Source organism: Bacillus sp. M5A3_1b, from assembly GCF_053345335.1.
Map to the genome: position 1 here is coordinate 475,296 of NZ_JBKEZY010000001.1, position 23,434 is coordinate 498,729.

The 23,434-nt window shown below is 36.5% G+C and carries 28 protein-coding genes and 1 pseudogene; 4 read left to right on the forward strand and 25 right to left on the reverse strand.

Features of this window, described 5'->3' with window-relative positions; genetic code table 11:
* The first annotated feature begins 26 nt into the window (after positions 1 to 26).
* On the forward strand, positions 27 to 173 hold the full coding sequence (locus ACLBWW_RS02450) for a YycC family protein (protein WP_000803575.1): 147 nt from the start codon (positions 27 to 29) through the stop codon (positions 171 to 173).
* 186 nt (positions 174 to 359) lie between these two features.
* Here ACLBWW_RS02450 and ACLBWW_RS02455 read toward each other — a convergent pair.
* The 15 genes and pseudogenes from ACLBWW_RS02455 to accB form a co-directional block, all read right to left on the reverse strand.
* Positions 360 to 752, reverse strand: a pseudogene (locus tag ACLBWW_RS02455) (hypothetical protein); the annotation flags it as partial.
* Positions 753 to 980: 228 nt separating this feature from the next.
* Complete coding sequence (spo0A, locus tag ACLBWW_RS02460; protein WP_033658812.1) at positions 981 to 1,775, reverse strand: sporulation transcription factor Spo0A; 795 nt, start codon at positions 1,773 to 1,775, stop codon at positions 981 to 983.
* Between the two features lie 287 nt (positions 1,776 to 2,062).
* Positions 2,063 to 3,361: a SpoIVB peptidase gene (gene spoIVB / locus ACLBWW_RS02465; protein WP_048546381.1), complete on the reverse strand. Its 1,299-nt coding sequence runs from the start codon at positions 3,359 to 3,361 to the stop codon at positions 2,063 to 2,065.
* 118 nt (positions 3,362 to 3,479) lie between these two features.
* The gene (gene recN, locus ACLBWW_RS02470) at positions 3,480 to 5,219 is read right to left on the reverse strand and encodes a DNA repair protein RecN (RefSeq protein ID WP_000947743.1); all 1,740 of its coding nucleotides are present in this window, start codon (positions 5,217 to 5,219) and stop codon (positions 3,480 to 3,482) included.
* 266 nt (positions 5,220 to 5,485) lie between these two features.
* Entirely contained in the window at positions 5,486 to 5,935 is a 450-nt protein-coding gene (gene argR, locus ACLBWW_RS02475) for an arginine repressor ArgR (protein WP_001032581.1), read from the reverse strand.
* A 142-nt stretch (positions 5,936 to 6,077) separates the two neighbouring features.
* Positions 6,078 to 6,917, reverse strand: a complete 840-nt coding sequence (locus tag ACLBWW_RS02480; protein ID WP_098143895.1) for a TlyA family RNA methyltransferase — start codon at positions 6,915 to 6,917, stop codon at positions 6,078 to 6,080.
* Between the two features lie 3 nt (positions 6,918 to 6,920).
* Complete coding sequence (dxs, locus tag ACLBWW_RS02485; RefSeq protein WP_000366437.1) at positions 6,921 to 8,813, reverse strand: 1-deoxy-D-xylulose-5-phosphate synthase; 1,893 nt, start codon at positions 8,811 to 8,813, stop codon at positions 6,921 to 6,923.
* Positions 8,814 to 9,115: 302 nt separating this feature from the next.
* On the reverse strand, positions 9,116 to 10,006 hold the full coding sequence (gene ispA / locus ACLBWW_RS02490; protein WP_048546384.1) for a (2E,6E)-farnesyl diphosphate synthase: 891 nt from the start codon (positions 10,004 to 10,006) through the stop codon (positions 9,116 to 9,118).
* Complete coding sequence (gene xseB, locus ACLBWW_RS02495; protein ID WP_000428423.1) at positions 10,006 to 10,236, reverse strand: exodeoxyribonuclease VII small subunit; 231 nt, start codon at positions 10,234 to 10,236, stop codon at positions 10,006 to 10,008. Before xseB ends, ispA begins: the two co-directional genes overlap by 1 nt.
* Positions 10,226 to 11,584, reverse strand: a complete 1,359-nt coding sequence (xseA, locus tag ACLBWW_RS02500; RefSeq protein ID WP_000415269.1) for an exodeoxyribonuclease VII large subunit — start codon at positions 11,582 to 11,584, stop codon at positions 10,226 to 10,228. Before xseA ends, xseB begins: the two co-directional genes overlap by 11 nt.
* Before the next feature lie 26 nt (positions 11,585 to 11,610).
* Positions 11,611 to 12,471 (reverse strand): bifunctional methylenetetrahydrofolate dehydrogenase/methenyltetrahydrofolate cyclohydrolase FolD, encoded by an 861-nt coding sequence (gene folD, locus ACLBWW_RS02505; RefSeq protein ID WP_000226735.1) that lies wholly within the window; start codon positions 12,469 to 12,471, stop codon positions 11,611 to 11,613.
* Positions 12,472 to 12,494: 23 nt separating this feature from the next.
* Positions 12,495 to 12,887: a N utilization substance protein NusB gene (gene nusB / locus ACLBWW_RS02510; protein ID WP_000830249.1), complete on the reverse strand. Its 393-nt coding sequence runs from the start codon at positions 12,885 to 12,887 to the stop codon at positions 12,495 to 12,497.
* A gap of 346 nt (positions 12,888 to 13,233) precedes the next feature.
* Complete coding sequence (locus tag ACLBWW_RS02515; protein WP_000807630.1) at positions 13,234 to 13,626, reverse strand: Asp23/Gls24 family envelope stress response protein; 393 nt, start codon at positions 13,624 to 13,626, stop codon at positions 13,234 to 13,236.
* Positions 13,627 to 13,649: 23 nt separating this feature from the next.
* Positions 13,650 to 15,002: an acetyl-CoA carboxylase biotin carboxylase subunit gene (gene accC / locus ACLBWW_RS02520; RefSeq protein WP_000592872.1), complete on the reverse strand. Its 1,353-nt coding sequence runs from the start codon at positions 15,000 to 15,002 to the stop codon at positions 13,650 to 13,652.
* A 16-nt stretch (positions 15,003 to 15,018) separates the two neighbouring features.
* Positions 15,019 to 15,507: an acetyl-CoA carboxylase biotin carboxyl carrier protein gene (gene accB / locus ACLBWW_RS02525; protein WP_000472875.1), complete on the reverse strand. Its 489-nt coding sequence runs from the start codon at positions 15,505 to 15,507 to the stop codon at positions 15,019 to 15,021.
* Positions 15,508 to 15,976: 469 nt separating this feature from the next.
* Between accB and ACLBWW_RS02530 the strand changes: the two genes are divergently transcribed.
* Positions 15,977 to 16,171, forward strand: a complete 195-nt coding sequence (locus tag ACLBWW_RS02530; RefSeq protein ID WP_002107729.1) for a hypothetical protein — start codon at positions 15,977 to 15,979, stop codon at positions 16,169 to 16,171.
* An 86-nt stretch (positions 16,172 to 16,257) separates the two neighbouring features.
* Here ACLBWW_RS02530 and ACLBWW_RS02535 read toward each other — a convergent pair whose 3' ends face one another.
* Genes ACLBWW_RS02535 through ACLBWW_RS02575 form a run of 9 tightly spaced genes read right to left on the reverse strand, consistent with a single transcriptional unit; the run spans position 16,258 to position 21,767 of the window.
* Positions 16,258 to 16,902, reverse strand: coding sequence for a SpoIIIAH-like family protein (locus ACLBWW_RS02535; RefSeq protein WP_048546387.1), 645 nt, complete (start codon positions 16,900 to 16,902; stop codon positions 16,258 to 16,260).
* A gap of 15 nt (positions 16,903 to 16,917) precedes the next feature.
* Positions 16,918 to 17,580, reverse strand: coding sequence for a stage III sporulation protein AG (gene spoIIIAG, locus ACLBWW_RS02540; RefSeq protein WP_048546389.1), 663 nt, complete (start codon positions 17,578 to 17,580; stop codon positions 16,918 to 16,920).
* The gene (gene spoIIIAF / locus ACLBWW_RS02545; protein ID WP_001161039.1) at positions 17,570 to 18,202 is read right to left on the reverse strand and encodes a stage III sporulation protein AF; all 633 of its coding nucleotides are present in this window, start codon (positions 18,200 to 18,202) and stop codon (positions 17,570 to 17,572) included. The genes spoIIIAG and spoIIIAF overlap by 11 nt, the downstream gene beginning before the upstream one ends.
* 12 nt (positions 18,203 to 18,214) lie before the next feature.
* On the reverse strand, positions 18,215 to 19,387 hold the full coding sequence (gene spoIIIAE / locus ACLBWW_RS02550; protein ID WP_048546392.1) for a stage III sporulation protein AE: 1,173 nt from the start codon (positions 19,385 to 19,387) through the stop codon (positions 18,215 to 18,217).
* Positions 19,388 to 19,397: 10 nt separating this feature from the next.
* On the reverse strand, positions 19,398 to 19,781 hold the full coding sequence (gene spoIIIAD, locus ACLBWW_RS02555; RefSeq protein WP_079998460.1) for a stage III sporulation protein AD: 384 nt from the start codon (positions 19,779 to 19,781) through the stop codon (positions 19,398 to 19,400).
* 23 nt (positions 19,782 to 19,804) lie between these two features.
* On the reverse strand, positions 19,805 to 20,008 hold the full coding sequence (spoIIIAC, locus tag ACLBWW_RS02560; RefSeq protein WP_000020914.1) for a stage III sporulation protein AC: 204 nt from the start codon (positions 20,006 to 20,008) through the stop codon (positions 19,805 to 19,807).
* 14 nt (positions 20,009 to 20,022) lie between these two features.
* Entirely contained in the window at positions 20,023 to 20,538 is a 516-nt protein-coding gene (gene spoIIIAB, locus ACLBWW_RS02565) for a stage III sporulation protein SpoIIIAB (protein WP_000238694.1), read from the reverse strand.
* A complete protein-coding gene (gene spoIIIAA / locus ACLBWW_RS02570; RefSeq protein ID WP_048546394.1) occupies positions 20,532 to 21,458 on the reverse strand; it encodes a stage III sporulation protein AA in 927 nt (308 codons plus the stop codon). Before spoIIIAA ends, spoIIIAB begins: the two co-directional genes overlap by 7 nt.
* 27 nt (positions 21,459 to 21,485) lie before the next feature.
* Complete coding sequence (locus ACLBWW_RS02575; RefSeq protein WP_000816054.1) at positions 21,486 to 21,767, reverse strand: YqhV family protein; 282 nt, start codon at positions 21,765 to 21,767, stop codon at positions 21,486 to 21,488.
* A gap of 180 nt (positions 21,768 to 21,947) precedes the next feature.
* Between ACLBWW_RS02575 and ACLBWW_RS02580 the strand changes: the two genes are divergently transcribed.
* Both ACLBWW_RS02580 and ACLBWW_RS02585 read left to right on the forward strand, forming a co-directional pair.
* Positions 21,948 to 22,526 (forward strand): GNAT family N-acetyltransferase, encoded by a 579-nt coding sequence (locus ACLBWW_RS02580; protein ID WP_098068054.1) that lies wholly within the window; start codon positions 21,948 to 21,950, stop codon positions 22,524 to 22,526.
* Positions 22,507 to 22,827 (forward strand): hypothetical protein, encoded by a 321-nt coding sequence (locus ACLBWW_RS02585; RefSeq protein ID WP_098124035.1) that lies wholly within the window; start codon positions 22,507 to 22,509, stop codon positions 22,825 to 22,827. Before ACLBWW_RS02580 ends, ACLBWW_RS02585 begins: the two co-directional genes overlap by 20 nt.
* A 35-nt stretch (positions 22,828 to 22,862) precedes the next feature.
* On the opposite strand, the gene efp is transcribed toward ACLBWW_RS02585, so the two are convergent.
* Positions 22,863 to 23,420 (reverse strand): elongation factor P, encoded by a 558-nt coding sequence (gene efp, locus ACLBWW_RS02590; protein ID WP_000626521.1) that lies wholly within the window; start codon positions 23,418 to 23,420, stop codon positions 22,863 to 22,865.
* Between the last annotated feature and the right edge of the window lie 14 nt (positions 23,421 to 23,434).

Below are 23,434 nucleotides of genomic sequence, written 5' to 3' on the forward strand. Positions count from 1 at the left end.
TACTATACGAAAAAGGAGGTACTTCTATGAAACCATTACAAATTTCTCCAGACACTGCAGTCCGCCTATCAAAAGCATTAGGTGTTCCACTTGAACAACTTATGCATATGCCGCAGCACATTCTAATTCAAAAGTTAGTTGAATTAGAAAAACAAAATAAAGACGAGGAATAATACAGTCCTGTTTTGCAGGGCTTTTTATTATTTTCTATTATATCACGGATGACTTCCCTACTAAAATCCTTTGACAGATATACTATGATTCCATTTAATCTTTTTTTCAAACATTTATAATCAATAAATTAAACCCCCTCTTTTAATAAAAGAGGGGTTTCTTACTACTCATTTCAGTTACTCAAATTATGCATGTTTCTTTTCTTTATTAAAAATCATAAACAATTTATACAACCCTAAAGAAGCTGGAATATTCATAAATACAAATACTTCATAAGTATAATGAGGAGCTGTTTCCCATAGTAATAAGAAAGTAAACACCCCTAACGTACTAATCATCGCAATTCGTATAACTTCCGATTCATTTTCATCTTTCTTTTTATAAAGTATAACAGCCGCCAGAACAGCTACATAAACAAATAATTTGATAACATACGAATATACAGTAACGATTTTATACTTCGTTGTACTATAGTTCGATACGTAATTAGTTATCGTGTCGTTCTTCTGCTCAAACCATTGCCCAATACGGTACATGGAGAACTGACTTGATACCCATTCTCTAGTTATTTTTTCATTTTTAATTATCTTTAAAAAAACTCACTTATATGTAATATTACTAAAAACAGGATTTATCTTCCATGATATCAAATGATCTCTTGTTCTCAATAAAATAAAAAGACCAACGAATTCTAAAATTCATTGGTCATTAAATAAAAAGTTCATTGGTTTTACATTTAATATCGAGTATAAATTTAAAGAATGATTAAGCTTTACTAAAACTTAAATCCCTTACTATCTTTACTCTCAGCTAGCCTTATGTTCAAGTCTCAACTTATCCGCAACCATTGCGATAAACTCGGAATTCGTAGGTTTTGCTTTTGACATGGATACTGTATAACCGAATAAGGACGAAATAGAATCAATATTCCCACGACTCCATGCTACCTCAATTGCGTGACGGATTGCACGCTCGACGCGGCTTGCTGTTGTATTATATTTCTTCGCGATATCTGGATACAATACTTTCGTAATAGATCCAAGTAATTCGATATCATTATACACCATAGAGATTGCTTCCCTTAAGTACATATACCCTTTAATATGAGCAGGCACACCGATTTCATGAATGATACTCGTAATGCTCGCGTCTAAGTTTTTCGGTTTTCCATCTATTGTAGTTGCTGAACGGAAAGATGGAAGTGGACGTTTAATGGTAGCGTTCGCCTTACCGCTCACTTGACGAATATGACTCGTTAAATTCTCCATATCAAATGGTTTTAATATGAAATATGAAGCACCTAAGTCAACAGCTTTTGTCGTCACATCTTCTTGTCCAAATGCTGTCAACATAATTACGCTAGGCTGTCTTAGCCTTTCAATATTTCGCATTTTCTCTAGTACAGCTAAACCATCTAAATGTGGCATAATAATGTCTAAAACAAGTACATCCGGCTGCTTATCATTTAATAAATTTAAACACTCTTGACCATTATAAGCAGTACCGATTACTTCCATATCATCTTGAGCAGCTACGTAACTCTCTAGCATTGATACTAATTCTTTATTATCATCTACAAGACAGACTTTAATTTTCTCCACAGCTTTTCCTCCCTTACCGAATCGATTCTCCGACATGTGTATCCTTCTAGGCTACATGAATTGTTCGACAATTGTGTGAAAATTCCCTTTTAAAGTTTGTTACTTTCCGATAAAATCACAAAAAAATATGTTTATCGTTCATTTATTCCCTTTCGCAACACATTCCATCATAGAAATACAACGAAACGTTCAACCCTTTTCTTTTATTTTACAACAAAAAACACCTCTTGCGGAGCTTTTACAAAATTTCAACGAATTTTTCAAAAGAAAAGCGAGCTAATTAATAATTAGCTCGCTTTTCTTTCTTGTTCATAAATGTTAATTCCAGCCTCATGTAACATCCATTCAATATGAACACCATATCCTGACGTTGGATCATTTACAAATACATGTGTAACAGCACCAATTACTTTCCCGTTTTGTACAATTGGACTTCCGCTCATGCCTTGTACGATACCACCCGTTTTCGCTAATAAACGTTTGTCTGTTACTTTTATTACCATGCCTTTTGTAGCTGGAAACTTTTGCGGTACTGTACTTACAACTTCAATATCAAACGCTTCCACTTTATCTTTATCAATAACTGTTAATATTTTTGCCGGTCCCTCTTTTACTTGATGAGATAGTGCAATAGGCATCGCTTTATCCATTACGCCATTTGGTATATTTGTATTCAATTTCCCGAATATACCAAATGGACTATTTATTGTAATATTACCAATCACTTCACGATCTGGTGAGAACCTCGCTAATTTCTCTCCTGGATTCCCATGACTACCTCTTTCAATTGATGTAACTGTCGAACGCATAATTTGTCCATCTTCGACTTGAATCGGCTTTTTCGTATCGTTATCAGAAATGACATGACCAAGTGCCCCATATTTCATAGAATCAGGATGAACAAATGTCATTGTTCCGATTCCAGCTGCCGAATCACGAATATATAAACCAATACGATAAGACGATTCTCCACTGTCTTTTTGTGGTGTTAACTTAGTGCGGATATGTTTTCCATCTCTTAACAAAACAAGATTAAGCGGTTCACCTGTTTCACCACTATTATGAATAAATGGTGCTACATCACTCATTCTTTCAATTGTTTTACCATTAATTTCAGTAATCATATCTCCAATTTGCACACCAGCTGTTTCACCAGGAGATACTTTCCCTTTTTCAGTTTGAATTAAATGATGGCCTACAACAAGTACCCCTTTTGTATTTAACTTCACACCAATTGATTGTCCACCTGGAATAACTTTAAAATCTTTCAATACTTTCACATTTACTTTTTTCACTGGAAAACCAGCAAGCTGAAACACCATATCTGCTTCACCATTTTGATGAGGATTTACCATAAGTCCTTGTTTTTGTTCATTGGAACTTACTGTAAACACATGACGATCTGTAGATGAAGCGTGAAAAACTGGTAATGAAGCTATTTCTGATTGTTGCCCTTCAAAAACAACAAGTTGCTTCGGGGATGAAATAAACGTCCGAAGCGGTTTAAAACACCCAATAAAAACTAAAGAAACAAGGAGACAAAGACCTATTATTTTGCGAAATCTTTCTAATCTCAATTTGTTCACTCTCCTCGCTCCTACCCCACATTCAGCCTCTTGGCTTCACTTTTTAATCTCTCCTTGCAGTGCTTTATTTATAACCGGAAGAATTAAGAAATCATTATTTGAGAAAAAAAGCTATCCATTACTGGATAGCCTCTGCTGTCTGTTTAAAATGATGCGCTTGCGTAAGTAATTCTTTCGCATGTTCTGTCGTTAAATCTGTAATTTCCACACCAGAAATCATTCGAGCTATTTCTGTTACTTTATCCTCCATAGTTAAAACGGTAACTGATGTAATTGTCCGATCATTCGCTACTTGTTTTCGAATAAATAAATGTGAATCCGCCATTGAAGCTACTTGAGGTAAGTGCGTAATACAAAGTACTTGCGAGTTTACTGATACACGATAAATTTTTTCCGCAATAGCCTGTGCAACCCGACCACTTACACCAGTATCCACTTCATCAAAAATAACAGATGCAACACCTTGATGCTTAGAAAAAATGCTTTTTAAAGCTAAAATAATACGAGATAACTCTCCGCCAGAAGCGACCTTTGAAAGTGGTTTTAGCGGCTCACCTGGATTTGTTGAAATATAAAATTCCACATGATCGTAGCCATCCGCCGTAAGTCTTACCGGGGCACCCTCAACAAGAGGCTCTTCAGCATTTCCTTCTCTCTTCATGATTCTCACTTCAAATTTTGTTTTCTCCATATATAATTCTTTTAATTCCTGATGAATGGCATTTGTAAGATGCTCTGCAAGCTCATGACGCATATTACTTAACGACGTTGCTTCTTGCAGAATAACACTTTCTAATTCCTTTAATTGCTTCTTCGTCGTTTCAATATGAACGTCTTTATTTTCAATCGTAAAAATTTCTTGTTCAATTTTATCAGCATACGCTAAAATCTCTTCTACAGTATTTCCATATTTTCTCTTTAGCATACGAATTTCATTTAAACGCGTTTCAATTTCGTCTAAACGCTTCGGATCATATTCCATCATATCGAGCTTTTCTCTAAGTTGATATGCAACTTCTTCTAATAAGTAGTAGCTATTTGCAATTGAATCATGATTTTCTTGATAAACTTCATCTAAATGTGTAATACTCTCCATTTGTCCCATTGCGCTTCGTACATTATCTAACCCTTGTCCGTCAGCGCTTAATGAGCGATATGCATCGCCTAATGCTTTGTAAATTTTTTCGAAATTAGAAATTTGCAATCGTTCTTCAGTTAATTCAATTTCTTCATCCATCTTTAAATCCGCCTTACTGATTTCTTCATGCTGGAATTGAATTAAATCTAAGCGATGCGCCATTTGTTGTTCATTTTCACTTAACGATTTTAACTGTTTTTTTAATTTCTCATAGTCAGCGTATACATTTTGATATATACCCAATTGTTTGACAATGCGATCTCCATCAAAATGATCAAGCATAAACATATGACGCTCTTCATTCATTAAATCTTGTGTTTCGTGCTGCCCATGAATATCAACAAGTGTTTTTCCAATTTCCTTTAATATACTAAGGGTGACCAGTTTCCCATTTACACGACATACACTTTTTCCGTTTGCAGCGATATCACGCTTCAAAATAATCATGCCGTCTTCTATTTCTATATCCAACTCTTCTGCCTTTTCAATACACGGATGCTTATCATCTTCTACATAAAATAGCCCTTCTATCTCAGCTTTTTCTGTTCCGTATCGAACAAATTCCGCTGAACCACGGCCACCTACAAGTAAACTAATCGCATCAATAATAATCGATTTTCCGGCCCCTGTTTCACCACTTAAAACCGTTAACCCTTTTTGAAAAGAAATATTTAATGCCTCAATAATAGCAAAGTTTCTAATCGATAATTCCGATAACAATGCCCCATTCACCTCGTTATAAACTAATCCCCTATTAAGGGCTTTTCTCAGTTCTTCATTCAAATAGTCAAACTATATGTTTGTATGTATAAATTACTTTTCTAACCGCTCCATTGTACCAAACATTCGTTTTACGGGTCAATCCACCTATTTTCTAATTTTATTCAAAGAAAATATTATATTACAATTAAGAATTAACATTTTTAACCAATAAAAAAATCCTGTTCACTTTCCACTTTACAGAGGAAAGCAAACAAGATCTTTTTTTACAACATATTTAAGAAACGATCAGAGACAACACCTGTATCTTCAGGTGTACGGCAAATAATTAAGCAAGTATCATCACCACAGATGGTTCCGATGATCTCATCCCACTCTAAATGATCAATAAGTGCTCCAAGTGAATGAGCGTTACCAGGCAGTGTTTTTAGCACAAGCATATGTCCTGCCGTGTCTAATTTTACAAATGAATCCACTAGATTGCGTTTTAATTTTTGTAACGGGTTAAATCGTTGATCTGCTGGCAAGCTATATTTATAGCGCCCATCATGTAATGGCACTTTCACTAAGTGCAGTTCTTTAATATCGCGCGATACTGTTGCTTGCGTTACATTAAATCCCTCATTACGTAAAATATCAACTAATTCATCTTGTGTTTCAATTTCTTTGTTCGCAATAATTTCCCTGATTTTAATATGGCGCTGACCTTTATTCATACATTTGCACCTCACACTATCTCTTACCATAGTTTAAACATTGGTATACTTCACTTATTTATGTTAACTTATAATTCGTTGCTTGTACACAATTGTTTTTACAATCATTATACAATTACAACAAAAAGAGGAACAACATATGTTATTCCCCTTTTCCTTTTTGTTTTAGGACATCATGCGCCTCTGTAACTACTTGCTCAACAGAAACTGGAGAATGATTTTCGCCATTCTCACGTTCACCATGCCATTTCAGATGAATTAAAAATTCAATATTACCATCCCCACCCGTAATTGGTGAGAATGTTAAACCTTCTACGTCGTATCCTTCTTTTATAGCAAAGTCGACAATCATTTCTACGACAGCCTCATGTACTTTTCGATCACGAACGATACCTTTTTTCCCAACTTGCTCTCTTCCAGCTTCAAACTGTGGTTTAATTAACGCTGCTACATCCCCATTAGGCATAAGCATTGTTTTTAAAACCGGCAGTATAAGCTTTAATGATATAAATGAAACATCGATACTAGCAAATTGCGGTAAACCACGTTCTAAGTCTGCTGGTGTCACGTAACGGAAGTTTGTCCGTTCCATTACGACAACACGCTCATCTTGACGCAATTTCCACGCAAGTTGATTGTATCCTACATCTAATGCATAAGATAATTTCGCTCCGTTTTGAAGCGCACAATCTGTAAAGCCACCAGTTGATGAACCAATATCTATCATAACTTTATCTTGTAAATCCAGGTGAAATGTCCCCAATGCCTTTTCAAGTTTATAACCACCACGGCTTACATACGGCATAACTTGTCCCTTCACCGTAATCTCTGTATCTTGTGGGATCTTCTCTCCTGGCTTATCAAGTCTCATCTCATTCGCATATACAAGTCCGGCCATAACGGCGCGTTTTGCTTTCTCACGTGTTTCTATAAGTCCTCGCTCTACTAATAGTACATCTACTCTTTCTTTTTTTGCACTCATTTGTTACGCCCTTTTTTGTTTTGATGGAATCATTGTATGAATACGGTCTACAACAGCATCTGTCGTTAAACCAATTTCTTCTAATAATTTTGTTACACTACCGTGCTCTATGAAACGGTCTGGAATACCCATTCGTTCAATTAACGCACTATGGTACCCGTTCTCAGACGCAAATTCAACTACTCCCGTTCCAAAACCACCAATTAAGCAAGCTTCTTCAATCGTTAAAATCGGTATATTTTTCCCTAAGAGATCATGTAAATATGCTTCATCCATCGGTTTAATAAAGCGAGCATTCACTACTTTCACTGAAACTCCAGCCTTTTCAAGACGCTCAGCTGCTTCCATTGCCATTGGTATTGTCGTACCAAATGTTAAAATAGCCGCTTGTGTACCTTCTTTTAACGTTTCCCAAGTACCGATTGGAATCGCCTTTAATTCTTCATCCATATGAACACCAAGTCCATTACCGCGCGCATAACGTAATGCGATTGGTCCATCTTCATATTGCATCGCCGTATATACTAAATGTTGCCCTTCATTTTCATCTTTCGGCATCATAAGTACCATATTCGGCAAATGACGTAAGAATGAGATGTCAAATACACCTTGATGCGTTTCACCATCTGCTCCTACTAAACCAGAGCGATCGATTCCGATGAAGACATTTAAATTTTGGCGGCATATATCATGAACAACTTGATCATATGCTCTTTGTAAAAATGTTGAATAAATCGCTAAGAATGGCTTCATTCCTTGCGTTGCCATACCCGCCGCCATTGTTGTAGCATGCTGTTCTGCAATACCTACATCAATCATACGATCCGGGAATTCTTTTTGGAATTTCTCAAGTTTCGATCCAACAGGCATTGCAGGTGTAATTGCAACGATACGCTCATCCGTTCTCGCTAGCTTAAGTACTGTATCACTAACAACAGCACTCCATGCTGGTGCAACTTCTTTCGGTTTAACGAAGTCACCTGATTCAATTTTATAAGGTCCTGTTCCATGCCAAGTTCCAATAACATCACTCTCAGCTGGTTTAAAACCTTTTCCTTTTTTCGTAATAACATGAACAAGCACTGGGCCTTTTGTTTTCTTTGCATATTGCAACGTTTCGAATAACTTTTCATAATCGTGCCCATCAACTGGACCTAAATATGTAAAGCCTAATTCTTCGAAAAAGACACCGGATACTAGTAAATATTTAAGACTATCTTTTATTTTCTCTGCTGTCGCAGCAACTTTCCCACCGACTGCTGGGATTTTCTTTAATATATACTCTAGTTCATCTTTTACCCAATGGTATTTCCCTGCGGTACGTAGACGTCCCAGTACATTATGAAGCGCACCAACGTTTGGTGCAATTGACATTTCATTATCATTCAAAATAACAATCATGTCTGTTTTTTCATGTCCAATATGGTTCAATGCCTCTAAAGCCATTCCGCCGGTTAGAGCACCATCTCCAATGATTGGTATAACATATTCTTTCGTTTTCTTTAAATCACGTGCTAGAGCCATTCCCATTGCAGCAGATAATGATGTCGAACTATGGCCAGTTTCCCATACATCATGCTCACTCTCGCAACGTTTTGGGAAACCACATAGACCTTGATATTGCCTTAATGTACCGAATTCCTTTGCACGTCCTGTTAAAATTTTATGTACATAGGATTGATGTCCTACGTCCCATAAAAATTTATCTTTCGGACTATCAAATAATTTATGCAGAGCAATTGTGAGTTCTACTACACCTAAATTAGGTGCAATATGTCCACCTGTTTGAGAGAGCTCTTCAATTAAAAACTTACGAATATCCTCACTCAATCCCTCTAGTTCACCGATAGACATATCTTTCAAAAAACTAGGGTTTTGAATTTGCGTTAGATCCACATGGATCACTCACTTTCATTTCATAATCTGTCAACATGTCAAATATTATAAAAAACATTTACACAAAACAAGAAATTATCTTTTTTTATTTTTCACCTTGTCCTGCAATTAACCAGTCTATTGCGCCCTAATCCTATTATAAACCATATTTCTTTAGGCGATGAAAAAAATAGCCGCTAACACGAAGTGATAACGGCAATGTAATCTACATATATTTTTGCCAATAACAAGAAAAGAAAAACCTTTTCCTACATTTATATCATAAAATGATGAATGACTCAACAAATGGAAACGCTGTTATATTAGTTATTACGTTTTGCAATCAAATCGCAAATAGATAGTAAATATTCATCTTGTAATTGCAAGGAACCAATAGCACCTTTTGCTTTTGCAATTGTTTCTTCTAAAATATCCTTTGCTCTATCTACAGTAAATAACGTCGTATATGTGCTCTTTTCGTTGGAAACATCACTACCAATCGGTTTTCCAATCTCTTCTTCGGTTCCTTCCACATCTAAAATATCATCTCGAATTTGGAAAGCTAGGCCGATATATTTTGCAAATGCAAGTAACTTTTCTTCTTGTTCTTCTGTGGCATCAGAAAGTATCGATCCTGCAAGTACAGCAAATTCAAGTAGTTTCCCAGTCTTATGCTTATGAATATACTCCAACTCATCAATCGTAAGCTGGTTCCCTTCAGCTTCCATATCTGCCACTTGTCCGCCAACCATTCCTTCTGGTCCTGCCGCTTTTGCAAGCTCAAGTACAAGTCTTACTTTTTTTTCAGCAGAGATTTCCTTTTGTTCATATGCCATAATAACTTGAAAAGCATACGTCAACAAACCATCGCCTGCTAAAACTGCCATCGCTTCACCAAATACTTTATGATTTGTGGGCTTACCTCTTCTTAAATCATCATCATCCATACAAGGTAAATCATCATGAACTAACGAGTATGTATGTATCATTTCAAGAGCACAAGCTGCACCTATTCCAAGATTTCTTTCTTTACCAAACGCTTGTAATGTCGCAAATAAAAGTAACGGGCGGAGACGCTTTCCACCCGCTTCCAAAGAATATGCCATCGCTTCACGAAGTACATTTGGACATTGTAATTCATTTGCATAGCTTACAAGCTTCTCTTCTACGAAAGTTTTACTTTCTTTCAAAAAAGTATCAAAAGCAATAGTCACTATGCTTCATCTCCTAAAGCAGTAAACGGTTCAAGCTCTCCATCTTCCCCAAGAATAACTGCCATTTGTTCTTGTACGTTCTTCAACTTCTCATCACAAAGCTTAGATAATTCCATACCCTCTTTAAAATAAGAAATTGCTTCTTCTAAAGGTACGTCACCTTGCTCTAGCTTAGAAACGAGGTGCTCAAGTTGCGAAATTGCCTCTTCAAAGCTTAATTTATTTTCCATTATTCAATTCACGCTCCTCTATGCCTGATACGCTACAATCTAGTATTCCATCTTGTAATTGAACTGAAACAGCATCTCCAAGGCTGACATCTTTCACACTTTTTAACACTTGCTTCTCTTCATCATATACAAGCCCGTACCCTCTCATCATTACTTTAAGCGGACTTAACGCTTCAAGTTTTTGAGCAGCTCTTACAAAGGCAAATTCTTTCGTTTGAAGTAATGTTTGCATTTCACGTTGCAATTGCTTTTGCAATGTTTCAACCGCTACCTTCGTTTGCATAATTTTTTGAGCTGGGTGGTGCTTCTCTAAATAAAATGAAAGCTGTTTTAACTGATTTACCTTTTTATCAATATAGCGCTCTTTCGCTAAAACAAGCTGTTCTAACGCTCTATCTAATTGCTCTTCTTTTTGCTCATATACTTGCCTTGGATAACGGAACGCATAAGATTTTTGCAATACTTGTAGTTTTTCTTCTTTTTTATGTACTAACTCTCTCATTGCTCTTTGCAATCTTAGAGTTCTTTGTAATACCTTTTCTTGTAACTCTATAATGTTAGGCGCTGCCAGCTCAGCTGCTGCAGTCGGTGTTGGCGCACGTAAATCGGCAACAAAATCCGCAATTGTAAAGTCCGTTTCATGGCCTACTGCCGAAATAATAGGGATCTCACTCTTAAAGATTGCCCTTGCTACCATTTCTTCATTGAAAGCCCATAACTCTTCAATAGAGCCTCCCCCTCGCCCAACGATTAGGACATCTATCTCTCCCATTTCATTCGCTGTACGAATCGCTTGTACAATTGAGGGAGCTGCTGACTCCCCCTGTACAAGTACCGGAAACACAATAACATTTCCAATTGGATAACGACGTTTAATCGTTGTTATAACATCACGAATCGCTGCCCCTGTTGGCGACGTAATCACACCTATTGTTTTAGCATAAGGAGGAATTGTTTTTTTATAAACTTGAGAAAACAAACCTTCTTCCTCTAAACGAACCTTTAATTGTTCGTAAGCTAAATGCAGGTTTCCGACTCCGTCAGGCTGCATGTCTTGAATATAAATTTGATAAGAACCACTCGCCTCGTAAACGGAAATTTTCCCTTTCACAAGTACCTTCATCCCATTTTCAGGTCTGAATTTAATATTACGATTATGACCCGCAAACATAACCGCTGCGATTCTTGCATTTTCATCTTTCAATGTAAAGTACATGTGGCCACGACTATGATTTTTAAAGTTGGAAATTTCACCTTTTAACCAAACAGACTGCAAATGCGGATCATATTCTATTTTTGTTTTTATATAGCGTGTTAACGCTGTAACGGTTAAATATTGTTTTTCCATTTCTCTCTCCTCATAGCCGACTCAAATTATTTACAAACGACACCTGCACGCTTAGCAGATTCAACAGTATTATGAAGAAGCATTGTGATCGTCATTGGACCAACACCCTTTGGCACAGGTGTAATGTAACCTGCAACATCTAACACGTTGTCAAAATCAACATCACCACAAAGTTTACCTGTTTCTAAACGGTTCACACCAACGTCGATTACAACCGCTCCTTCTTTAATATAATCAGCTGTTACCATTTTAGGTCGTCCAACAGCTACGATTAAAATATCAGCTAACTTCGTTAACTCTTTCATATTTTGCGTTTTAGAATGACAATATGTGACAGTTGCATTTTCATTTAAGAACAATTGCCCCACTGGCTTGCCGACAATATTACTTCTTCCAATTACTACAACATGTTTTCCCGAGATATCAAGATTTGTTTCTTTTACTAATTCTACAATACCGTGCGGTGTACATGGAAGAAATGTATCTTGTCCCGTCATCATACGTCCCACGCTGATTGGGTGAAATCCATCTACATCTTTTTCTGGTGAAATTCTTTCAATGATAGCTTTTTCTTCAATATGTTTTGGTAAAGGTAATTGCACTAAAATGCCATTAATACGGTCATCGCCATTTAAGCGATCGATTTCAGCAAGCAAACGCTCCTCAGTAATTGTTTCAGGAAGTTCAATTAGCTCTGAATAGATTCCTACTTGTTCACAGCCCTTTTCTTTTCCTTTTACATAAGAACGAGATGCTGGATCTTCTCCAACTAGAATAACTGCTAATCCTGGTACAATCCCTTGCTCTTTCAACTTCACAACTTCTTCTGTTAATTGTGCTCGTTTTTTCTCCGCAACTTCATTTCCTTTGATGATTACTGCTACCATTTTAAGATTCCCCCTTAAAGAAATTACAGTGTATCTTTTATATTAGATAAAACGCCGTTAATAAAACGACGAGATTCCTCATCCCCAAATGTTTTAGCAATTTCAATTGCCTCGTTAATTGTTACGTTGTGTGGAATTTCTTCCATGTATTTCATTTCATAAACAGCTACACGTAAAATACTGCGATCAACAATACTAATACGCTCCAGCTTCCATTTTTTTAAGTTTTGACGAATCGCTTCATCAATTACTTCTTTATTTTCTACAAAACCTACTACAAGTGATTCTAGAAACTCATTTGTTTCTTCACCTTCATCTAGCGTGTTTTCCACCGCTACTTTCGGTTCTAATTCACCTGTAATATCCATTTGGTATAATGCTTGCATAGCTCTTTCTCTAGCCGTCCTACGTTTCATTGTAACTCTCCTTTATGCTTCAAGTCTTTCCTTATGCTTTGTTATATTATTATAATTTATAAGCCGTCAATTCACTTACTCTTACAGTTTTCATTGATTTTCCAACCTTATAATACAATGATAATAACACAATTTATCGTTTCACACACGGGTTACAAGGCTGAAAAATAATAAAAAGATTAACTTCAAGTTCCATATCTTATCACAATGTGCGTTTTTTGGAAAAACGAAACATTTTCTTTTTGATTTCTTTTTTTTTGAAATAGTATAATAATTAGAGGGTTTTAATTTGTGAAGAAATGAAACGATAAAAAAGGTGCCTATGTTACTAGGCACCTTTTCATTCTTACACTGGTTCGATTTCTGTTTTTTGTGTTTCGAATGTTACGCCAACGATGTGAACATTCACTTCTTTTGGCTCAAGCCCTGTCATTGTAAAGAGTGCCTGGCGAATGTTGTCTTGAATCTTTTGTGCAACAACTGGAATTGCTACGCCAAAATACATTACAACATAAAGGTCAACGATAATATCTTCGTTTGCTAATTCAACCTTTACACCTTTACCATGATTTTTCTTACCTAACTTCTCAACAACATCTGTAGCAAAATTACCACGCATTGCCGCTACACCTTCTACTTCAGCAGCTGCAATACCTGCGATTACTTCAATTACTTCTGGTGCAATTTCTACTTTACCAAGAGTTGTATCTTGACCCATATCTAACATATGTTCAGCCATGAAAAAAAACCTCCTTTAATGTATCACTGCGTCACAAGTTCATGCTCTTCCAAAAACTTCGTATTAAACTCACCTTTTACAAAATCAGGATGATCTAGCAATTGCAAATGGAACGGGATTGTCGTATGTACGCCTTCAATGACAAACTCACTGAGTGCACGCTTCATTTTTGCAATTGCCTCTTCACGTGTTTTTCCGTGAACAATTAATTTAGCAACCATCGAATCATAGAAAGGTGGGATTGAATATCCCGGATATACAGCTGAATCGACGCGAATACCAAATCCGCCTGGTGGCAAGTACATTTCTACTTTACCTGGGGATGGCATAAATTTTTTGGCAGGGTTTTCCGCATTAATTCGGCATTCAATTGCCCAACCATTAAATTGTACTTCTTCTTGCTGTAACGATAACTTTTCTCCAGAAGCAACACGAATTTGTTCTTTAATTAAATCCATCCCTGTTACCATTTCAGTAACTGGATGCTCAACTTGAATTCTCGTATTCATCTCCATGAAATAAAAGCTTTTCGTTCTATATTCATAAATAAACTCAACCGTACCAGCACCTGTATAATCAACCGCTACCGCCGCTTTAACTGCCGCATCACCCATCTGCTTGCGAACATTTTCATCAAGTGCAGGTGATGGACTTTCTTCTAGTAGTTTTTGCAAGCGGCGCTGAATTGTACAATCACGCTCTCCTAAATGAATGGCATTTCCATGTGTATCTGCCATTATTTGAATCTCAACATGGCGGAAATCTTCAACGTACTTTTCTAAGTATACACCAGGGTTCCCAAAAGCGGTACTAGCTTCTTGCTGTGTAATTTGAATTCCTTTTACAAGCTCTTCTTCATGGCGTGCAACACGAATACCTTTTCCGCCGCCACCTGCAGTCGCTTTAATAATAACTGGATATCCAATTTGATTAGCAAGCTCGATCGCTTCTTCGGTATTTTTAATAATCCCTTGTGAACCTGGTACAATCGGAACCCCTGCTTCTTTCATTGTATCACGAGCAACGTCTTTTGTGCCCATCTTTGAAATAGCTTCTGGACTTGGACCGATAAAAATCAAGTTACATTCACGGCATAGCTCTGCAAAATCTGCATTCTCTGCTAAAAATCCGTATCCTGGATGAATAGCATCGCAGCCTGTTAACTTCGCAACACTAATAATGTTCGTCAAATTTAAATAGCTTTCTTTCGAAATCGTTGGTCCTACACAATACGCCTCATCAGCAATTTGTACGTGAAGTGACTCTTTATCTGCTTCTGAATAAATTGCGACTGTTTCAATATCCATTTCTTTACAAGCACGAATAATTCGTACAGCAATTTCCCCACGATTGGCTATTAATACTTTTTTTATCATCACAAAGACTCCCTTATTACGCTTTTACAAGAAATAGCGGTTGTCCATACTCAACAAGCTGTCCATTATTAACAAGAATCTCAACAATTTCACCATCTACATCTGCATCGATTTCGTTAAATAACTTCATAGCCTCAACAATGCATACGATAGAATCTTTTGATACTCTGTCTCCTACACTTACATATGCAGGTGTATCAGGCGAAGATGAAGAATAGAATGTACCTACCATCGGTGATGTAATTTTATGTAGGTTTTCATTTTGAACCACTTTTTGCTCTTCTTGTTTTGGTACTTCCACTTGTGCTGCCGCTACTGTTGTTTCAACTTCAACAGGTGCTACTGGTTGCACGACTTGTTTTGCTACAGGTGCTTGCACCGCAACAACTTCATTACCACGCTTTTTCATTTTGATTGTCGTACCATCTTTTTTGTATTCAAATTCATCAATATTAGAGCTATCAATTAATTTAATTAATTCACGAACTTCTTGAATTTTAAACATGTAAAATCCACTCCCATACTCTTGTTTGTCCCGTTTTTACAGATTATCGTCACTAAAACTAGATTGACTGTAAAAATACGATGTACTCTATTAGAAAATGCATTTCATTTACTAATAGAAATAATTGCTATTTCCATCTTACGATAAATTTTTTAAACATTCCAATTTATATTTCTTTATAATAAATCGAAACTCCTGTAAAAATATTATTCCAATAAAAATTTATTACCTAGTAATAATACCAAGTTTCACACAAAATTGGCAAGACCACTTCTAAAAAAACATTCCTTACTTTTTTCACAATGCTACACAATAAACAAATCATTACCGCTCCACTCTTCACCTCATCTATAGTCAACAACATATTTTTACCAAATATTATTTTTTGTTTACACACCGTTCATCATTCCTTCATATAAGAATAGTATGTTCAAAGTGTAGAAAATATATCGTATCGAGGTGTGGACATATGATATGGCTCATTCTCTTCTTACCTGCCGTAATGGTCTGGGCATTCGTTCTCTTCATCCACGTCAAATCCGGAAAAAGTAATCATCATTACCATGAACCGCTAATCTTTTACTCACAACGTATTTCTCCGTTCCGAGTTGAACATAATAAAAACAACTACAAAGACGAAACAGAAAAAAGCTATCGAAAATGATAGCTTTTTTTCTATAACTATTTTCAAACAACCCGATTCGTAAAAACTAATAATCCGCGAGGGATTCCCCCGCGGATTATTAGTTTTTATTTTGTTGGTGGATCAAATTTCACACCTACATCTTTTGATCCGCCTTCACTTCTTACAAGCTGTATAATTTTATTCGCTTCTTTTTGTGAATGCTTTGCTGCTTTCACAGTTACTTTAATGTCAGTTCCATCAGCTCTTACAAGGGCATCTTTATATCCTCCTTGAGACTTAATCACTGTCTCAAGTAATTCTTGCTTCGTTTCCATTGTAGTAATTGCATCAAAATTATCTTTCGCTTTACTCTTTTCTGTTGCTGAAGATTTTGCTGAATTCATCACTTCTTGTAATCTTGATTTTTGTTCACTCAGCTGATCTTCCATTTGCATACGTAACGCTGTGAAATTTTCATCACTTGATTGAACTGTTACGTTAGCATCTTTTTTACTTGTTTCTTTTTGAGCACTCTCTTTTTTGTCTGTTTCTTTATTTGATGTTTCTTTGCTTGTAGTTTCTTTTTTTGGCGTTTCTTTCGGTGCTTCGTTTGTTACCGCTTTATCAGTACCTTGTTTTTCTTGTCCAATCTTTTCACCTGTTGCCGGCGATGCAGTATTCATTTTGTCAGGAGTTGTTACGTAATAAACAGATAGTACAACAACTAAACTTAACATCGTTAATAGCCAAACCGTTTGTTTTTTTAACACTTGATTTCCTCCCTATCAATTTTTCGGCGAAACTGAAACACGATGAGCTGGTACATCTAGCAGCCGTATTACAGCTTCTTTTACCATCGCTTTAACTTGTATATTATCCACTCCCTTTGCTACGACAAGGACACCTCGCACTTTCGGTTTCTCTGTTCGCAAAACAACGGGAGTTTCTTTATCACCTTCACGTATAATAACTGTCTTTTCATCAAGGGACTCATCTTCTACTTCCCTCTTACCACCTGTCTTATCTGTTTCACCTGTTGTTTGTGAACGTTTCACTGTATTTTTTTCTAATATTTTTTCTTCTGATGAATCTAAATTCACTTTAATCGTTACATCTTTTACTCCCGCTATTTCTTCTAAGGCTGCTTTTAATTCTTGTTCATACGCTTTTTCATATTTTTCTACATTTGACATATTATCGTTATTTTTTTGTCCAAAAGTTGGTACGTCTTTTTCTTGGTTTTGCGTTTTTTGTTCTTTAAATACAGGTACTTCTTCTTTTTTTCCTGAAAAGAAATTACTAGAAAACATAAGCAAAATCCCAAGTATGAGTAGGACAAGTAAAAACTTAGGTGTTACCTTTTTTCCCTTCTCATTGCTTTCTTTTTCATCCCCATTCAATAAGTTTCGAAAAAATGAGAACTTCGAATTTTTATCTTTATTGTCCATTTACTCTACCTGTCCTCCCTTCCATTTGAACTTGGATTTGTTTATTCTCTAGTTGCCACCTGCTTGAAAAGAAGTCTTTCATTTCCACATTCGTTTCTTCTACTTTTTTCGGTGGTTCTTTCGTGTTAATTTCAACTGGTTTTACTGTTTCGATTGCATCATTTTTACTACGTTCTTTTTCTTTCAGCGTCACAACAACAGTTTGAATATCTTTCGCTGACTTTACTTCCGCTGTACTTTCCGCTGCGACTATTTGTATTTCAGAGACTGTCATACCATACTTTTTCTCGAATTCTTTTCCTACTTCTTTTTTCATTTTGGTAGCCATCTCTTCTAAACTATATGCACGTGTTAGAGCTTGTATTTCTTTTTTCTTCGAATCTATTGAATTTTTTACAGATCCTTCTGCTACATACTTCTCTTCATTAAAATTTGCGATTACTTCATTCACATCTGTTTGCAATAGTTTAAAAAGAGGCGTTAAGATTAAAACAACTAATAATAGACTTACAACGAATTTGACGTACTTTTGCAAATTAGAATTTGGAAGAATAAGATGCAGCATTGTCGCTAAGAGTAAAAAAACGATAATATTTCTAATCCACTCTGTAACAAATTGCATACCCTTCACCTCCTACCGCATCATAAGTGTAATGTTCCCCGCAGCAATAATAATTGTGATACTTAAAAAGAACATAAATGATACGATAGCTAAGCAAGCAAATACATAAATAATGCTTCGCCCGATAATATCTAAACATTGAATAATTGCTCCGCTGCCAACTGGCTGTAATACTGCTGCTGCAAATTTATAAATAAACGCGATACAAAAAATTTGAATCGCTGGAAAAGCAACAATTAAGCATAGAATGACGAGCCCAATAATTCCGACTGTGTTTTTTAATAATCCCGATGCACTAATAACGGTATCCGCCGCCTCTGTAAACATTCTTCCTACTACGGGAATAAAGTTCCCTGTTACAAATTTAGCAGTTTTCACAGCGATTCCATCAGCAACAGCTGTCGCTGTTCCTTGTACAGATAATACCCCTAAAAAAATCGTTAAAAAAATACCGATAATCCCAACGCTAACGTTTTGCAGAAGCTTGGACAATTTCGTAACTTTATATTGATCACTCATCGTACTTACAATACTTAATATCGTTGCAAGTAATAAAAGTGGTAGAACGATATAATTCATCAAAAGCCCGCTCGTGTTCATTAAGAAAATGATAATCGGATGAAAAAACGATACAGATACAACACCACCTCCAGTTGCTATGAGTGCAAGCAAGATTGGCAATAGCGCTAATATGAAATCTACCATTGTTTGTATCGTTTCTCTTGCATATGTCATGACGACATAAAAACTATTTAATGCGAAAATAATCAGTACCATATATACAACAGCATCGGCAATTTTACTTACACTACTCTTTGAAAATGCAGATTGCAGTGATTGCAACAATGCACTAAAAATTGTAAGCATAATGAGCGTTCCAAGCAGCTTCCCATTTGCAACAAGCTCGTGAAATAAATACTTTAATAAACCTAGCATCCACTCTTTTACAGAAATTTCTTTTTCTCCCTTTACAAACTCCATAAAGCTACCTTTTTGACTCTCTGGTAAATAACCTCCATATTTTGTAACAAGCCCGTCCCAAAATTGCTTCACATCTTCAATTCCGAGCTTATCCAATTGTTGATCAACGACGTTTGTTTCTACAGGAGAAGCTTGTACAACAACCGGTAAAGAAAAGAAAAGGAAGCAAGCAAATAGCAGCTTAGCTCCAAACCCCCTCAACATTCACTCCCCCTTATCCCGTCGGTAAAAATCCGAGAATAGTTTCAATGACAACCGTCAAAATCGGAATCGCCATTACTAGAATTAGGATTTTTCCAGCTAATTCAATTTTCGAAGCGATTGCCCCCTGCCCTGCATCTTTTGTAATTTGCGCTCCAAACTCAGCAATATAAGCAATCCCAATAATTTTTAGCAACGTTTCTACATATACGTTGCTAACTTTCGCTTCACTCGCTACTCTCTCAATCATTTGTAAAATAGAGTGAATTTGATCAATTAAAAGAAGAAACATCACGCTACCTACGAACACAATAAATAACGACGTAATGCTAGATTTATGCTGATTCAATACAGCTGCTAAAAACGTAGCAACGAGGCCTAATCCGACAATTTGTATAATTTCGATTCGAACCGCCTCCTTTACTGGAAGAGAAAGACACTCTTAATCTTGTCGAATAGCGTATTAATTAAAAATGCCACATGAAATAAAATAACGACAAAACCGACAAGGATAACCCAATTTGCAATATCCTCTCGCTTTAATTCTTTTAGTACGGTATGAATAAAAGCTAAAACAATGCCGATTCCGGCGATTTGAAATATTAATCCAACATCAATGGACATCGCCTTTCTCCCTCCTATAGCAGTAAAATTACGATAAGTAGCCCCGCTAGTACCCCTAAGCTCTTGATCATTTTTTCGTATTGCAGTTGTAATGCTTTCGCTTCTTCTTCTTCTCTCTCTAAATGTGTAATGCATAAGCGAATATGTTTTTGTTGTGATTCACGATCATGCTGTCCGAGCGTTTCGCCAAATTGCTGCAAAATCTCGTACTCAGTTTGTTGAAATGCTGTTAGCTTCCAATTTTCTTTCAAACTATCTATCCAAGCTTCTCTTACTGTTTGGTCTCCACTTTCTAGCCTTCTAGCGAAACTTTGAAATATCCAATTTAACGGCTTCGGCATTTGTTTCACTAATCGCTCAGCGGCTTCAGATAAAGGTGTATGCCCATACATAATTTCTGCCTCTAATGATTGAAGTGCCGCTTTTAATAATCTAAGTTGCCTTGGTCTCTCACTGTATCTTTTAGCGTATGAAAACCCGAAAAAGGTGCTGACCGCAACGATTAACACTGCACCAAATATTTTTACCATACGCCCTCAGCCTTTCTATGAGGTAATACCGATTTTCCATATTTATCTTTCACTTGCATAACTGTTCCTGGTCCTCTTGCTTTTGATAGCTCCACAAACCTATCAAATATACCGAGCTCCAGCACCGCTTTTAGTGATGGACGTTTCACAACATCATCATAAGAAAATCCATGTGCGCTTATAAAAAGCTGAACCCCTGCATGCACCGCCTCCATAATTGCTTCACTATCTTCTTTACGCCCAATTTCATCTACAATCAAAACATCTGGACTCATAGAACGAATCATCATCATCATTCCTTCAGCTTTTGGACATGCGTCTAACACATCTACTCGCGCTCCAAAGTCATATTGCGGAATACCTTTCACGCAGCCTGCAATTTCTGACCGCTCATCAACAATCCCCACTTTACAAGAAGGAATTTTCGAAGCACTTACACCTTGACTCATACAACGTGCTACATCTCTTAAAAGTGTTGTTTTTCCCGTTTGCGGCGGGCCAATTACCATCGTGTTTAACCATCTTGACTCATACAAATACGGCAAAAGTGGTTCAGCAATTCCTATTTTTTGACGAGCAATACGAATATTAAAGGAAGAGACATCTCGAATCATTTTCACTGCGCTTTTTTCTGTAATGACTTTTCCAGCTAAGCCGATTCTATGTCCTCCTCGAAGTGTCACATACCCACGTTTTAATTCCTCTTCCATCGTATAAATTGAGAATTGACTTAACTTATTCAATAAGTAAATGGCATCCTCTGCTGTAACGACATAGTCATAAAAAAACACTTCGCCATGAGCAATACACTCTAGCGGTCTTCCAATTCGAACACGAATTTCCTCTAGAGCATCGCACCACTTACAACTTTCCACTAGCTGCTTCATCGTTTTCGGTAAAACTTCTAATACTTCTTTCATCAGCTTCTCCCCACTATACTCGACTTACTATTTCAACAACGCGATAAAAATGCAGCCAATTCCAAGCGCTAGAAAAAAGAGTTTCAAGAAAGAAATCTCACTTGCCACACTCGCTATGCCTATTGTCATTGTTAAAATTAATACGGTCGGTCCAACAAACGCCAACATACCATTTATAAACAATGCTTTCTTCGCATCATTCACATAAAGCATAAGCAAAGCGGCGAATATTTCCGCGCTACCTGAAAACAACCGAAGTAACCCCATTACAAGCACGGATGTTTCCATTGCCGCTAGCCACTGTTTCATTCTCCCACCTTCTCCCATAACGGTTACTATTGCTACATTCCAAAAAAGAATATATTTGTACAACCATATGCAGGGGTTGTCTATTTCAGAATTAAAAACATAACTTTTCTCTAACACTTTTATTAAATCTGAATATTCCTATTATTTCATGGTATATTTAATTTAAAAGGGATATAGACGATGCAACACGTTACTTTAGTACCACTCGATTTACGCTATGTAAATGTGATTTTCAAGCTATCAAGTGATCCACACGTAAAAAATGCATTAGGAATAAAAGTAGAAAAGATCGAAGACACGAAAGCATTTCTTCTTTTCGCAATAGAAGAAGAGCGCCAAAAGAGGTCTTTATCGAGAATGATTGTAAATGAAGAAAACGAAATAATTGGTCTCACCACACTTAAACATATTAATTATGAGAAGAAACAATCTCACATTGGTAGTTGGCTCGGCTATCCATACTGGGGAAAAGGATATAATGAGGCTGCTAAAAAAGAAATCTTTAAAATTGCTTTTTTGGACTTACAACTTTCCTACGTATTTGCTGGAGCTAAAACGAATAATGTCCGTTCGTTAAAAGCACAAGAAAAACTGCCTTATATTTCATTGCATGTGGAAGATAGATTCCCTGGTGAACATTCTGCCTTAGAGAATGAAGTAAAATCTTCTTGTGTACTACATGTCGTGTCACGTGAAAAATTTCTAAATTGGCTAGACCTACAAAAGGAGAAGGAAAAATATGAAGGTAGTAAAAATTAGTTTAACAGTCGTAGTAGAATTGGCTCTTATTTATCTTTTTTCAAAATTGGTCGGTTGGTCATTTATGGAGACCTTTTTCCTTGGTAGTTTAGCGATATTTGCAATTACGTGGTTAATTATTATGGATACTCATAGAAACAACATTACGGATCACGCAATAAGTAAAACACTGACTGGCGTTGAGACTGGCGAAATAAAACCATTTCAAATTGTTTTCACTCCATATATTGCGGGTACTCTTTCACTTGTTTTAGTTAGTTTTATTATCACTGCTATTTACTATCTACCCTATTTCCTATAAAAAAAGCACTCGTGATGATCACGAGTGCTTTTCTACTATGCACGAGAAACGTATTTACCTTCACCAGTGTTGATGATAAGCATTTCGCCTTCGTTAATGAAGATTGGTACTTGTACAACAAGACCAGTTTCTAATGTAGCTGGTTTTGTTACGTTAGAAGCTGTATCGCCTTTAATACCAGGCTCTGTTTCTGACACTTTTAATTCAACTGTGTTCGGAAGTTCAACACCAAGTACTTCATCTTGATATGTCATAATAGATACTTCCATGTTTTCTTTTAGGAATTTAAGTTCGCGCTCGATTTGGTTTTCACCAAGTTCGATTTGCTCGTAAGTTCCGTTATCCATAAATACGTGAGACTCACCGCTCGCGTATAAGTATTGCATACGACGGTTTTCGATGTGTGCTTTTTCTACTTTTTCACCTGCACGGAATGTTTTCTCTTGAACAGATCCTGTGCGAAGGTTACGTAGTTTAGAGCGAACGAATGCAGCACCTTTACCTGGCTTTACGTGTTGGAAATCCATTACTTGCCAAAGGGCATTGTCCACTGAAATTGTTAAACCTGTACGAAAATCGTTTACTGAAATCATGTAAAAAAATCCTC